The sequence below is a fragment of the Lysinibacillus sp. FSL K6-4013 genome (genome assembly GCF_038630435.1).
GTDB classification, from domain to species: Bacteria; Bacillota; Bacilli; order Bacillales_A; family Planococcaceae; genus Lysinibacillus; species Lysinibacillus boronitolerans.
Genome location: NZ_CP152031.1, coordinates 2882436 through 2896206, shown reverse-complemented (window position 1 = coordinate 2896206; position 13771 = coordinate 2882436). Strand labels below are relative to the sequence as shown.

At 40.3% G+C, this 13771-nt stretch carries 12 protein-coding genes; 11 read left to right on the top strand and 1 reads right to left on the bottom strand.

The genetic code is table 11. The features are described 5' to 3' along the window. The first annotated feature begins 17 nt into the window (after window positions 1-17). From MHB39_RS14340 to MHB39_RS14305, 8 genes are all read left to right on the top strand, one after another. Complete coding sequence (locus MHB39_RS14340) at window positions 18-1034, top strand: thiamine pyrophosphate-dependent dehydrogenase E1 component subunit alpha (protein WP_016993883.1); 1017 nt, start codon at window positions 18-20, stop codon at window positions 1032-1034. Continuing rightward, complete coding sequence (locus MHB39_RS14335; RefSeq protein ID WP_016993882.1) at window positions 1034-2017, top strand: alpha-ketoacid dehydrogenase subunit beta; 984 nt, start codon at window positions 1034-1036, stop codon at window positions 2015-2017. Before MHB39_RS14340 ends, MHB39_RS14335 begins: the two co-directional genes overlap by 1 nt. Window positions 2018-2187: 170 nt before the next feature. Next, window positions 2188-3531 carry a dihydrolipoamide acetyltransferase family protein gene (locus MHB39_RS14330; RefSeq protein WP_048392306.1) on the top strand — a complete coding sequence of 448 codons (1344 nt, stop codon included), beginning with the start codon at window positions 2188-2190 and terminating at the stop codon, window positions 3529-3531. A 121-nt stretch (window positions 3532-3652) separates the two neighbouring features. Further along, entirely contained in the window at window positions 3653-5356 is a 1704-nt protein-coding gene (locus tag MHB39_RS14325; protein ID WP_103118407.1) for a methylmalonyl-CoA mutase family protein, read from the top strand. Beyond that, entirely contained in the window at window positions 5353-7506 is a 2154-nt protein-coding gene (scpA, locus tag MHB39_RS14320; RefSeq protein ID WP_342544279.1) for a methylmalonyl-CoA mutase, read from the top strand. The genes MHB39_RS14325 and scpA overlap by 4 nt, the downstream gene beginning before the upstream one ends. Beyond that, window positions 7506-8603, top strand: coding sequence for a methylmalonyl Co-A mutase-associated GTPase MeaB (meaB, locus tag MHB39_RS14315; RefSeq protein ID WP_048392309.1), 1098 nt, complete (start codon window positions 7506-7508; stop codon window positions 8601-8603). Before scpA ends, meaB begins: the two co-directional genes overlap by 1 nt. A 161-nt stretch (window positions 8604-8764) precedes the next feature. Further along, on the top strand, window positions 8765-9205 hold the full coding sequence (locus MHB39_RS14310) for a BrxA/BrxB family bacilliredoxin (RefSeq protein WP_112118327.1): 441 nt from the start codon (window positions 8765-8767) through the stop codon (window positions 9203-9205). Window positions 9206-9357: 152 nt separating this feature from the next. Further along, complete coding sequence (locus MHB39_RS14305) at window positions 9358-10368, top strand: aromatic acid exporter family protein (RefSeq protein ID WP_342544276.1); 1011 nt, start codon at window positions 9358-9360, stop codon at window positions 10366-10368. Window positions 10369-10390: 22 nt separating this feature from the next. On the opposite strand, the gene prli42 is transcribed toward MHB39_RS14305, so the two are convergent. Continuing rightward, window positions 10391-10486, bottom strand: coding sequence for a stressosome-associated protein Prli42 (gene prli42, locus MHB39_RS14300; protein ID WP_009370219.1), 96 nt, complete (start codon window positions 10484-10486; stop codon window positions 10391-10393). A gap of 125 nt (window positions 10487-10611) precedes the next feature. Between prli42 and mce the strand changes: the two genes are divergently transcribed. The 3 genes from mce (at window position 10612) to MHB39_RS14285 (ending at window position 13638) form a co-directional block, all read left to right on the top strand. After that, complete coding sequence (mce, locus tag MHB39_RS14295; protein ID WP_004231207.1) at window positions 10612-11025, top strand: methylmalonyl-CoA epimerase; 414 nt, start codon at window positions 10612-10614, stop codon at window positions 11023-11025. A 5-nt stretch (window positions 11026-11030) separates the two neighbouring features. Further along, window positions 11031-12578: an acyl-CoA carboxylase subunit beta gene (locus MHB39_RS14290; protein ID WP_009370220.1), complete on the top strand. Its 1548-nt coding sequence runs from the start codon at window positions 11031-11033 to the stop codon at window positions 12576-12578. A 106-nt stretch (window positions 12579-12684) separates the two neighbouring features. Beyond that, window positions 12685-13638, top strand: a complete 954-nt coding sequence (locus MHB39_RS14285) for a hypothetical protein (protein WP_342544273.1) — start codon at window positions 12685-12687, stop codon at window positions 13636-13638. Window positions 13639-13771 lie beyond the last annotated feature (133 nt).

The window sequence follows — 13771 nt, the reverse complement described above, 5'->3', positions numbered from 1 at the left end:
ACGAAAGGGGTGTTCGTATGCAAGATGTTCAAATCAAACATGAAGATTTAGGTTTGTCAAATGAAGATGTACTTGCTATGTTCGAAACAATGTTAATGGCCAGAAGATTAGATGAGCGTATGTGGTTATTAAACCGTTCTGGTAAAATTCCGTTTGTAATTTCCTGTCAAGGTCAGGAGGCAGCACAGGTTGGAGCAGCCTTTGCACTTGATAAAAATAAGGATTATATTGCACCATATTATCGCGATATGGGTGTTGTTTTACATTTTGGAATGACACCAAGAGAACTGATGTTATCTGCGTTTGCTAAAGCAGAAGATCCAAACTCTGGCGGTCGTCAAATGCCAGGTCACTTTGGCCAAAAGAAAAACCGTATTTTAACAGGTTCATCTCCTGTTACGACTCAAGTTCCACACGCAGTGGGTGTTGCACTTGCAGGACGTCTACAAAAAGAAGATTTTGTTTCTTTCGTTACGCTTGGTGAAGGTTCATCCAACCAAGGAGACTTCCATGAAGGAGCGAACTTTGCAGGTGTGCATAAGCTACCAGTCATTATTATGGTAGAAAACAATCAATATGCGATTTCTGTGCCAGTAGAACGTCAACTAGGCTGTGCAAAAGTATCTGATCGTGGGATTGGCTACGGAATGCCAGGGGTAACAGTGGATGGGAAAAATCCGTTACAAGTGTATAAAGTGGTGAAAGAGGCCGCAGATCGTGCACGTAATGGGGAAGGTCCAAGTTTAATCGAAACGGTAACCTATCGTTTAACAGCCCATTCATCAGATGATGATGACCGTCAATACCGTACGGCTGAAGACATTGCAGAAGGTAAAGCAAAGGATCCAATTGTATTATTTGAAAAATATTTAATGGATGCTGGCGTAATGACAGATGCGATACGTACTGAAATCGAAGAGCGTGTCATGGCAGAAGTAAATGAAGCAACTGATTATGCTGAAGCGGCTCCATATGCACAACCAGAGCATGCACTTAAATATGTTTATGCACCAGTGGACGGAGGTGACATGTAATGGCAGTAATGTCTTATATTGATGCGATTACATTAGCAATGAAAGAAGAAATGGAACGTGACGAACGAGTTTTCATTTTAGGAGAGGACGTTGGTCGTAAGGGCGGTGTATTCAAAGCCACTACTGGACTATACGATCAATTCGGTGAATACCGCGTGCTCGATACACCTCTTGCAGAAAGTGCGATAGCTGGTGTAGGTATCGGTGCTGCGATGTACGGTATGCGTCCGATTGCTGAAATGCAATTTGCTGATTTTATTATGCCAGCTGTCAATCAAATCGTCTCTGAGGCAGCCAAAATTCGTTACCGTTCTAATAATGACTGGACGTGTCCAATGGTCATCCGTGCACCTTTTGGCGGCGGTATTCACGGGGCACTTTATCATTCACAATCCGTTGAAGCACTTTTTGCTGGTACGCCTGGTTTGAAAATTGTCATTCCATCAACACCGTATGATGCAAAAGGCTTATTGAAAGCTGCTATTCGTGATGAAGATCCAGTATTATTTTTCGAACATAAACGTGCCTATCGTTTAATTAAAGGGGAAGTACCACTAGATGATTACACATTGCCAATTGGTAAAGCAGATGTAAAACGTGAAGGAGATGACGTGACAGTCATTACCTATGGTTTAGCAGTCCACTTTGCTTTACAAGCGGCAGAACGCCTAGCTGCGGATGGTATTTCCGCTCATATCCTTGACTTGCGTACAGTTTACCCTCTGGATAAAGAAGCGATTATTGAGGCTGCAAGTAAGACAGGTAAAGTATTGCTTGTCACAGAGGATAATAAAGAGGGTAGTATCATGAGTGAGGTTGCTGCAATTATTGCAGAACATTGTTTATTTGAGCTTGATGCACCAATTCAACGTCTAGCGGGACCTGATGTGCCAGCCATGCCATATGCACCAACGATGGAGAAATATTTTATGATTAATCCTGATAAAGTGGAACGTGCTATGCGAGAACTTGCTGCGTTCTAATAGATTACAACAAGGCTGAATGAAAAAATAAAAGCCTCAGACGGAACAACAGATTTTGACTTTGCACATATGAAAGTCAAAATCTGTCTAAATGCCTGTCTACGTTTAATGTTTTTAGCGCTGCATCAGGTACAATGACGCCTAGGCTTAATTGATGGGAGGAATAAAAGATGTCGGTTCAAAATATTACAATGCCACAGCTCGGCGAAAGTGTAACAGAAGGTACAATTGAAAAATGGCTTGTAAAGCCTGGAGATACAGTTAAAAAGTATGATCCATTAGCAGAGGTTGTTACAGATAAAGTAAATGCTGAAATCCCGTCATCATTTGAAGGGGTTATCACGGAGCTACTTGCGCAAGAAGGTCAGACATTACCAGTTGGAGCAGTCGTTTGCTCGATTGAAATAGCGGGAGAAGGTGAATTACCAGCACCGCCACCTGAAAAAAAATCAACGGTAAGTACGGCTATTTTAAATGCAGGTGTTCAAAAGAAACAGGAGGCACCACAGCAGGTAGCAGCTCCAGTATCTGCACCAAAAGAGGCACGTACGGGTAAAGTACGTTATTCACCAGCTGTTCTTCGACTTGCACAGGAGCATGATATAGCTTTAGACCTTGTAACAGGTACTGGCGAGGGTGGTCGTATTACACGAAAAGACCTGTTAAAGCTCATTGAAACAGGTAATATCCCAACGGCAAATGATGTAGCACAAGCAGCTCCAACCGTTCAAACGACATCAGCACCTACAGCAGCTTCTGCACCACAGCAACAAGTGGAAAAAGCAGCTGCACCTGTACAACCTATTCATCCAGGAGATATCGAAATTCCAGTGACGAAGATCCGTCGTGCCATTGCGAATAATATGGTGAAAAGTGTACATGAAGCGCCACATGCTTGGATGATGATGGAAGTGGATGTAACAGATTTAGTGACTTATCGTGATAGCTTAAAGAATGAATTTAAGCAAAAAGAAGGCTTTAATCTTACATATTTCGCCTTCTTTGTAAAAGCGGTTGCTCAAGCTTTAAAGGAATTCCCAATGCTGAATTCGATGTGGGCGGAAGATAAAATCATTCAAAAACATGACATCAATATTTCGATTGCAGTAGCAACGGATGATGCCTTATTTGTACCTGTTATAAAACACGCAGATGAAAAATCCATTAAAGGAATTGCGAAAGAAATCAATGAACTGGCTATCAAAGTTCGTACAGGAAAATTAGCAATGGATGACATTACTGGTGGTACATTTACAGTGAATAATACAGGTGCATTTGGCTCTGTTCAATCAATGGGCATCATCAATTACCCACAAGCAGCGATCCTGCAAGTGGAAAGTATTGTAAAAAAACCTGTTGTTTTACCAGGTGGAATGTTTGCTGCACGTGATATTGTGAATTTATGTTTATCATTAGATCATCGTGTGCTTGATGGACTTGTCTGTGGTAAATTCCTAAATAGAGTAAAAGAAATACTCGAAAATACAAATAAATCTTCAACGTCAGTCTACTGATGACTTGTCGGAAACCTGCTGTATAAGGGTTTCCGATTTTTTTTATGCTTTTCGAGTCGCAATTTGTCATGTAGAATAACAAATAGAAACTACTAAGGGGGGAAGCTGATTAAGCGTCCGCATGTCAAACAACATGAAAAATATTGAATTTGAAATACCAGCCTATTCAGACTGGCAAGATGCAGCAATCAAAGCTTTAAAAGGGAAACCATTTGAGTCACTATTCACAAAAACAAATGAAGGTGTTACACTACAGCCGCTTTACACGCAAGAAAGTTTAGTAGCTAAGCTTGGAGAAGAGCTTGATTTACAAGTTGCCACAATCCGTTCCCTACAAAATGATCAAGTATTTCAGGTGGCACAACAAATTCACGCTGATTCAAGCGAAGCTTTTTTTGCACAGCTTGAGGATAGTCTAGCTCGAGGCAATGAAGTTATTACAATTGATAGCCGAGTGAGCTTTGCTTGGACAGAAGAAGTATTGGTCAAATTAGCATCATATTTCTCAGAATATTCGTTTAAAATTACTATTGAAAATTCAAAAGACCCATTATTAGCAGTATTCGACAACATTCCAGTAGATCAACAAGAAGCCATTAAAGGTTACATTATTTCAAAAGACCCTATCACTTTGACTGCATTTCCGAACGTGCGCTCAGTCAGTGCAGACACAACAGTTTATCATAATGAAGGTGCTAACGCTGTACAAGAATTAGCCTATGCACTTGCATTAGCAGCCAAATTTGCAGAACAAGAAGAAAGCTTTGAAGCGTTCTCGAAGAAATTCTTTGTATCATTTGCCATTGATACACAATTCTTTACGGAGATTGCAAAGCTACGTGCTTTTAAAGTACTTTGGAAAGCGTTCTCATCCGCTTATGGCGTAACAGATCATATCAAAATCCCTACTGTTGCTGAAACATCATTAAGAAGCTTTTCTAAATTAGATGTGTATGTAAATTTATTACGCTCTTCAAATGAAGCGCTTTCTGGTTTAATCGGTGGTGCTGATCTCTTTACGGTTCATCCACATGACGTGTTAACAAAACCTACGGATCAATCCATTCGTATCGCTCGTAATGTATCATTAATTTTAAGAGAAGAAACAAATGTCTTAAAAGTAAAAGATCCAGCAGGGGGCTCTTACTTTATCGAGTCGTTAACAGCAGATTTTGTGAAAGAAGCATGGGCACTATTTTTAGACATCCAGGCAGCCGGCGGTATCGATGAATATACAGCCTCTGGCAAGCTTGCAGAAGAAGTGGAAGCATCCTATCAAAAACGCATCAAAGCTGCCCAAACACGTAAGCAATCATTAATTGGAACGAATATTTATGCTAATCCAGCTGATATTCTTGAACAGGATACAAATCCATTATTTGCTGATATTAAGCGTATCGCTGCTCCATTTGAGGACTTACGTGCAGACATGACAGCAGCAGATGTAAAAACAGGTATTTTAGCATTAGGATCATTAAAAAGCTCTAAACCACGCGCAGATTTTGTAGCGGGCTTCTTAAACACAGTTGGTCTTGTACCAGAAAAAAGTGAGCCAGTGACAACTGTAGAAGAGGCAGTAGCTTGGCTGAAGGCGACAGAGGCTAAGTATGTAGTGATTGCAGGCAATGATGATGATACAAAAGCATTTGTATCGGCCATTTTAGCTGAAAAACCAGCGAATGTGCTTGTAGATGTAGCGGGCAAATTTAAAGACGAAGAAGAAGCATGGTTAGCAAATGGCTTAAACGGCTTTATTTTCGCAGGACAAAACATCATTGAAAAATTACAGTCCGTGTTTGCGAGCATGAAGGAGGTCCAACGATGAGCAAGCCAAATTTTAATGCAGTAGAAATAGAAAAGGTTTTAACAGCTGAAGCACCTCAAGCGTCTGAAGATAAGTTCATGACAAATGAGGGGATTGAAATTAAAGATATTTACACAAAAGAAGATATTAAAGAGGCTAAACATCTAAATGATGTGGCAGGGATTGCACCCAACACACGTGGACCATACCCTACTATGTATGTAGCACGTCCATGGACGGTTCGGCAATACGCTGGTTTCTCAACTGCTGAAGAATCCAATGCCTTTTACAAACGAAATTTGGCCATGGGACAAAAAGGTCTTTCTGTCGCGTTTGATTTAGCAACACACCGAGGCTATGACTCTGATCATCCACGTGTAACAGGGGACGTAGGAAAAGCTGGGGTTGCGATTGACTCAGTTGAGGATATGAAAATCCTTTTCGATCAAATCCCGTTAGACCAAATGTCTGTTTCAATGACAATGAATGGTGCCGTATTACCCGTCCTTGCATTCTATATTGTAGCAGCAGAAGAACAAGGGGTAACGCCAGATCAATTAGCAGGTACCATTCAAAATGATATTTTAAAAGAATACATGGTGCGTAATACATATATTTACCCACCAGCTATGTCAATGAAAATCATTGCAGATATTTTTGAATATACAGCGAAGTATATGCCAAAATTTAACTCTATTTCAATTTCGGGTTACCATATTCAAGAAGCAGGCGCAACAAATGACATTGAGCTTGCCTATACATTAGCAGATGGCTTGGAGTATGTTCGAACAGGATTAAAAGCAGGCATTGATATTGATGCATTTGCACCTCGCCTATCGTTCTTCTGGGCAATTGGTATGAACTATTACATGGAAGTTGCTAAAATGCGTGCAGCACGTCGTATTTGGGCACAAATGATGTCTACGTTTAACCCGAAAAATCCAAAGACATTAGCATTACGTACGCACTCCCAAACATCTGGCTGGTCATTAACTGAGCAAGATCCATTTAACAATGTTGCACGTACTTTAATCGAAGCAAATGCCTCTTCGATGGGACATACACAATCCCTTCATACAAATGCACTGGATGAAGCGATTGCACTTCCAACTGATTTCTCAGCACGTATCGCGCGTAATACACAGTTATTTTTACAAGAGGAAACAGCGATGACAAAAGTCATTGATCCTTGGGGTGGTTCGTACTACGTAGAGAAATTAACAGAAGAAATTACGAAATCTGCTTGGGCGTTAATCGAAGAGATAGAAGCGCTTGGTGGTATGGCTAAAGCGATTGAAACGGGACTTCCAAAAATGAAGGTTGAGGAAGCCGCAGCAAAACGTCAAGCGAAAATTGATTCTAAAACAGAAACGATTGTTGGCGTGAATAAGTATCGCTTAGCAAAAGAAGAGCCAATTGATATTTTAGATATCGATAATACCATTGTTCGTCAAAAACAAATTGAACGTTTAGAAGCGATGAAGGCAGCTCGTGATGAAGCGGAAGTTCAAAAACATTTAGCTCGCTTAACGAAGGCGGCTCAAGATGGAGAAGAAAACCTGCTAGCGGTAGCAGTGGATGCAGCGCGCGCTCGTGCTTCTTTAGGTGAAATATCTGATGCAATTGAAGCAGTTTCTGGTCGTCATAAAGCGGTCATTCGTTCGATCTCAGGTGTTTACTCTGCAAACTTCTCTGATGAGGAGCAAATTGCGGAAGTGAAACAAATGACAGAAGAATTCCTTGAAAATGAAGGTCGTCGTCCGCGTATTTTAGTTGCTAAAATGGGACAAGATGGACATGACCGTGGTGCAAAGGTTGTCGCAACTGGTTATGCAGATTTAGGCTTTGACGTAGATATTTCTCCATTATTTATGACGCCTGCTGAGGCTGCTCAAATGGCTGTTGAAAATGATGTTCATGTTATTGGTGTGTCTTCACTAGCAGCAGGACATAAAACATTGGTGCCTGAATTGATAGCTGAGCTTGAAAAACTAGGTCGTGAAGATATTATCATTATTGTGGGTGGTGTTATACCAGCACAAGATTATGATTTCCTTTATAAAGCCGGTGCAGTAGCTATTTTCGGACCAGGTACAGTGATTCCTGTATCCGCACAAAAAATTATTGAAGAAATCTACAAACGTTTAGGCTATGAGGAAGTGTCTGAATAATGGACAAAAATAAAGGAATGGAAGAAAGTGCGCTATTTGTCATGGACGGAGTAGAGGCGACTCACGACGGGATGCAATATGGTACACCCAAAAAGTTCCGAAAGAAAAAGGCAGACACTCTAAATGTAGGAGAGCTTGCACAACAAGTACGTGCGGGCTCTCGCACACATTTATCAAAAGCCATTACCCTCATTGAAAGTTCAAACGCTACCCATAAAGTACAGGCACAAGAACTATTGCAGGAGCTTCTTCCACATACAGGCAATAGTATCCGAATTGGCATAACAGGTGTGCCTGGGGCAGGAAAAAGCTCATTCATAGAGGCTTTCGGTACTATGCTTTGTGATATGGGGAAACGAGTTGCTGTTCTTGCCATTGATCCAAGTTCTTCTCTATCGGGAGGAAGTATACTTGGCGATAAAACGCGTATGGAAGAGCTCGTTAAGAAGCCTAGTGCATTTGTGCGTCCATCGCCATCGGCAGGTACCCTAGGGGGTGTTCACAAAAAGACACGAGAAACCATGTTAGTTTGTGAGGCAGCAGGCTATGATGTGATTTTAATTGAAACAGTGGGTGTTGGACAAAGTGAAACCTATGTCCGTGGCATGGTTGACTTCTTCCTGCTTCTTGTTTTAACAGGAGCGGGGGATGAATTGCAGGGCATGAAAAAAGGCATTATGGAATTAGCAGATGCAATTGTCGTGCATAAGGCGGATGGTGATAATGTACGTCTAGCTAAAAAAACGGTTGCAGAGTACAAACAAATTTTGCACTTTTTACAGCCTGCTACACCTGGTTGGATGTCAACTGCCATGCCTGTTAGTTCACTAGAAAATCGAGGACTTGATAAGGTTTGGGAAACAATTGGGGAATTCAAGCAAATCGTAGAAGCAAATCACTATTGGGCTACTCGACGCCAGCAACAAACAAAAGAGTGGTTCCAATCGATGATTACCGATCATTTAATAGATCTCTTTTATGGAAACCCGCAACGTAAAGCACAAGTACAACAGCTTGAACGTCAAATTTTAAGTGGACAGTTGACAGTTACACAAGGTGTGGATCGTTTATTTAGCGAGGAGCAGGAAGACAAGTAAACGAGTCTTATTGAAATCGTAGTAATTTCAACTGAAATGTGTTGAGCAAGTAGGTGCACAAATTGCTTGCAAACTGCTATGATAAGAGATGGATAAGCGTCAAAAATCTACTATCTGAAATATAACTAAATTGGCGCGAACTTGAAAGGAGCTATCGCTATATGAATATGGATTACGATTTATTTATGCAGGAAATTTTAAAAACAGCACGTGCTGAAATTGAGGCAGCTGGTTATGAACAATTAACAACACCAGAAGCTGTAGAAGAGGCGTTTTCTCGTCCAGGTACAACATTAGTAATGGTGAACTCAGTGTGTGGTTGTGCGGGTGGTATCGCTCGTCCAGCAGCAGCACAATGCGTTCATTATGATAAACGTCCAGACCATTTAGTAACAGTGTTTGCAGGGCAAGATAAAGAAGCAACTGCAGCAGCGCGTTACCATTTTGGAGAAGATCATCTACCTTCATCACCATCATTCGTTCTATTAAAAGACGGACAAGTTGTCGCAGAAGTGGGACGCTATGAAATTGAAGGGCATGACCCAATGTCAGTTGTGACAAATTTACAAGCAAACTTTGAAGAATATTGTGACGAGCTTTAAGTCTATTCTTGCATAAGAAAAATCATTTTCAATCAAGTAGAAAAGCCTCATAGATCATGCTATCTATGTAGGCTTCCTACTGATCCTCATGTATAGCTAGTTTCATTATTATTAAAATTTTTGTAATATTGGCTAAATAATTAGCTGAATGCGTGAAGAGTACTAAAGGATGGGAGGCAGTCGGCCTGAAGAAGTTTTCAATCGGCTATCGAACTTTAAAAACAGCAATTGGTGCGGCCATCGCTATTGCCATTGCACAGTATTTTGATTTAGCCTCATATGCATCTGCTGGTATTCTAACCATATTATGTGTGCAACCAACAAAAAAGAAATCCATTTATGCAGCCTATACACGATTGATTGCAAGTATTGTAGCAATGCTTTTTGCCTTTGTAAGCTTTGAGTTATTTGCTTATCATCCACTTACACTAGCAGGCATGCTTATACTCTTTATTCCTACCATTGTATCTTTAAAGGTTGCGGATGGATTTATCTCCAGTGTCGTGATTATTATGCATATTTACGCTGCTGAAGGGTACTCATTGACACTTGTTTATAATGAATTAGCGTTGATGGCTATCGGTTATGGAACAGGGATTGCCATTAATATGTATATGCCAGACATTCAAAAGGAATTAAATTACTACAGAGTCAAAATAGAGGAGCTATATAGTAAGATTTTTTTAGAAATTGCCAGCTATTTACGGCAAGGAGATACGTTGTGGAACGGTCAAGAAATTATCGATGCTATCAAAGCACTAGAAGAGGCAAAATCATTGGCGTTTAAAGATGTTCAAAACCATTTTACAAGACGTAAAAATGATTACTATGTATATTTCGATATGCGAGAGCAGCAGCTAGAAATTATCGAAAGAGTGCTACCAAAAGTGACGACATTACCTGTTATAGTACAAGAGGCTGAAATTGTGGCAGATTTTTTACAAGACCTAGGTGAGCATGTTCATTCGGGGAATACGGCTAGTCATTACCGCGAAAAGCTCGAACATGTTAAGCGCGATTTTTCTCAGCTTCCTTTACCACAAAGCCATGAGCAATTTATCGCTCAGGCAGCCCTCTATCAGTTTATAGAGGAAATGGACAGGTATTTAGAAATAAAGCAGTCATTTAAAGGGTTAAAGGTTAAAAAAGAGCGCCCACAGTAGTGTGGACGCCTCGTGCTTTGCCTTAAATTATCATAGATAATCCGAATGCTAGAGATGAGATTAGCATAATTGCGATCATACTATAAATAACGACTTTTTGAAATTTTTTATTACTCATATGCTCGTTCGCTCCTTCTTTTCTTATAAATAGTTTAGCAAATCTGAAAAATTTCTCAAGTAGTAGAGTTTTGACAAAAAAGTCTGTAAAATAGAGTATGTACCATAACAGAAGGAGATGTCACCATGGAGAAAGTAGACCATATTGGGATTGCAGTGCGCGATCTTGATGAACGCATTACATATTATACAGAAACTTTGGGCTTAAAGTTGATGAAAGTGGAAGAAGTAGAATCTCAACAGGTTCGTGTGGCATTTATCGATGCAGGGAACGTGAAAATCGAGCTATTAGAACCAATGAGTGATAAAAGTGCCATCCATGGTTTTATTGAAAAACGTGGAGAAGGAATTCATCATGTTGCGTTTGGTGTGACGGGAATTCGTGAACGAATGGCAGAGCTTCGTGAAAAAGGTGTACGTCTCTTATCCGAAGAGCCAGGGCCAGGTGCTGGAGGGGCAGAGGTTGCGTTTATGCATCCTAAATCCTCATTTGGGGTGTTATATGAATTATGTGATAAAAGTGGAAAAGGGGATAAGTGATTAGTATGGATATGTTCGACAAAATCAATGACTTGTATGACCGTAAAACGGTAATTGAACTTGGTGGTGGCTATGATCGCATCGATAAGCAGCATGAGAAGGGGAAACTTACTGCTCGTGAGCGTATAGACTTGTTGCTAGACGAAGGTACATTTTTCGAAATCAATCCATTTATTACACATCGTACAGTAGACTTCGGCATGGAAAAAATGGAGGGACCTGGTGATGGTGTCGTAACTGGATTCGGTAAAATTAACGGACGTCCAGTATACTTATTCTCTCAAGATTTCACAGTGTTTGGTGGGGCGCTTGGAGAAATGCATGCGAAAAAAATGGCAACAGTGATGGATCTAGCTGCTAAAAATGGTACACCATTTATCGGCATCAATGACTCAGGCGGTGCACGTATTCAAGAGGGTGTTCTTTCATTAGATGGCTATGGTCATATCTTCTACCGAAATGCCATTTATTCTGGTGTGATTCCACAAATCTCTGTGATTATGGGACCTTGTGCTGGTGGAGCTGTTTATTCTCCAGCTATTACTGACTTTATTCTAATGGTGGATAAGACATCTCAAATGTTCATTACAGGACCTAAAGTAATCGAAACGGTAACAGGAGAGAAAATTTCTGCTGAAGATTTAGGTGGTTCGAAAGTAAATAATGCGGTCAGTGGGAATGCTCATTTCCGTGCTCCTTCTGAAGAGGCAGCGATTGATGAAATTAAAAAACTATTAAGCTACTTACCACAAAACAATAAAGAAAAGGCACCTCGTCAAGCTAGACCTGAAGGGGATGACTACCGTCCAGAAATCGTAGATACAGTACCAATCGAAACAACACGTCCATATGATGTACGTAAAGTTGTTGAGCAAGTAGTGGATGAAGGTTCGTTCATGGAAGTACATGCAGAGTTTGCTAAAAACGTAGTTGTCGGTTTTGCACGTATTGCTGGCGAATCAGTTGGGCTTGTTTGTAACCAACCAAAAGTTCTTGCTGGTGGCTTAGATATCGATTCTTCTGATAAAGCTGCTCGTTTCATTCGTACTTGTGATGCATACAATATCCCAATCATCACATTTGAAGACGTTTCTGGCTTCTTCCCAGGTGTTAAACAAGAACATGGTGGTATTATTCGTCATGGTGCGAAAATTCTTTATGCTTATTCAGAAGCGACTGTTCCAAAAATTACAGTGATTTTACGAAAAGCTTATGGAGGCGCTTACGTTGCCTTAAACTCTAAATCAATTGGTGCTGACCTTGTATTTGCATGGCCAAATGCTGAAATTGCTGTTATGGGTGCTGCTGGCGCAGCTAACATCATTTTTGCCCGTGAAATTGCAAAATCAGATGACCCAGAAGCAACTCGTGCAGCAAAAATCGAAGAATATAAAGAGAAATTTGCTAACCCATATGTTGCAGCATCTCGCGGTATGGTAGACGACGTAATCGATCCACGAGATACACGTATCAAGCTGATTCAAGGACTTGATATGCTGTCAAACAAACATGAAACACGTCCAGAGAAAAAGCACGGTAATATTCCTCTATAATAGTCATACAAGCCTAGCAGCTCAAAAGTTGCTAGGTTTTTCATTGCCAAAAAGTGAAACATTTTTGTTTGTCATCCGTACTGATAGATATGAGGAGTTGAGATGAATGGAATGGCAGCAATTACAAACAGAGCAAGAAAAGATTCATACACAACTTAGAAAAGCATCTAGATTAAACGAACAAAATCAGTTAATTGATGGGCAAATTAAACATACACAACAGGAAATAGACACTCATACAGCAGCACTCCACCAAATTCGATCCAAACTTGATAAATTGGATGGTTTCTCGTTTATGAATATGATTCGTACATGGACAGGGCAACAAGATGAACTGAGGGCAGAAAAAATTGATAAGGCGGCAGTACTTGAATTAAAGCTGAATGAAGCAAAGAAAATGCAAAATGATTTAGCAGAGGATAACGTGCAAGTGATGAATCAGCTTGCCCAGATTGATGAAAATGCACTACAGCAATCACTTCAACAGGTCTACCTTAAAAAGAAGAAGTATTTACAGATTCATGATGCTGCCCAAGCAGAAAGGCTAGAGCATTTAGCACATGAGGAAATGCTAACAAAGCAGCTCATTAGAGAAATTAAAGAGGCGGAGGAAGCGGGAGAAGTAGCTCTTACAAGGCTAGGGCAAGCAGCAGCTTCATTACATTCGGCCAATGGGTATTCCACATGGGATACGTTTTTGGGTGGTGGGCTGATTGCAACACACTTAAAGCATGATGCACTCGATCAGTCAGAAAACTATTTACACAGTGCTCAAATTGCGTTACAGCGTTTTCATAATGAATTATTGGATGTTCAAGAAATGTCTACGAAATCGTTGCATGTTGAAACAGATGGCTTTGTTAAGTTTGCAGACTACTTTTTTGATGATATTTTTTCAGCATGGTCTGTTCATTCTAAAATTTCAACAGCAAGGGAACAGGTCTCACGTGTTCAGGATGATGTACATAATACGATTTGGCGCTTACAGGATAAACATAAGAAAGCAGTCAACTACCTACAATCATTAGAAAAAGAAAAAGAGCTTATTTTCAATCACTAAGGAAAGTCTGAGTTGTTCTCAGACTTTTTATTTTGGTCGTATTGTTCAATGATTTCAACTCTTCTGACGTTGTGCTAAAATAATACGTATACTATAACGTGGAAAAACACGTAAACTAAGGGAGTTTTACAAC

Bases quoted from the DNA above. Each gene is read 5' to 3' on its own strand.
- meaB (WP_048392309.1), top strand. From the start codon at position 7,506: ATGGACAAAAATAAAGGAATGGAAGAAAGTGCGCTATTTGTCATGGAC.
- MHB39_RS14335 (WP_016993882.1), top strand. From the start codon at position 1,034: ATGGCAGTAATGTCTTATATTGATGCGATTACATTAGCAATGAAAGAA.
- MHB39_RS14310 (WP_112118327.1), top strand. From the start codon at position 8,765: ATGAATATGGATTACGATTTATTTATGCAGGAAATTTTAAAAACAGCA.
- MHB39_RS14290 (WP_009370220.1), top strand. From the start codon at position 11,031: ATGGATATGTTCGACAAAATCAATGACTTGTATGACCGTAAAACGGTA.
- mce (WP_004231207.1), top strand. From the start codon at position 10,612: ATGGAGAAAGTAGACCATATTGGGATTGCAGTGCGCGATCTTGATGAA.
- MHB39_RS14330 (WP_048392306.1), top strand. From the start codon at position 2,188: ATGTCGGTTCAAAATATTACAATGCCACAGCTCGGCGAAAGTGTAACA.
- scpA (WP_342544279.1), top strand. From the start codon at position 5,353: ATGAGCAAGCCAAATTTTAATGCAGTAGAAATAGAAAAGGTTTTAACA.
- MHB39_RS14285 (WP_342544273.1), top strand. From the start codon at position 12,685: ATGGAATGGCAGCAATTACAAACAGAGCAAGAAAAGATTCATACACAA.
- MHB39_RS14325 (WP_103118407.1), top strand. From the start codon at position 3,653: ATGTCAAACAACATGAAAAATATTGAATTTGAAATACCAGCCTATTCA.
- MHB39_RS14340 (WP_016993883.1), top strand. From the start codon at position 18: ATGCAAGATGTTCAAATCAAACATGAAGATTTAGGTTTGTCAAATGAA.
- prli42 (WP_009370219.1), bottom strand. From the start codon at position 10,486: ATGAGTAATAAAAAATTTCAAAAAGTCGTTATTTATAGTATGATCGCA.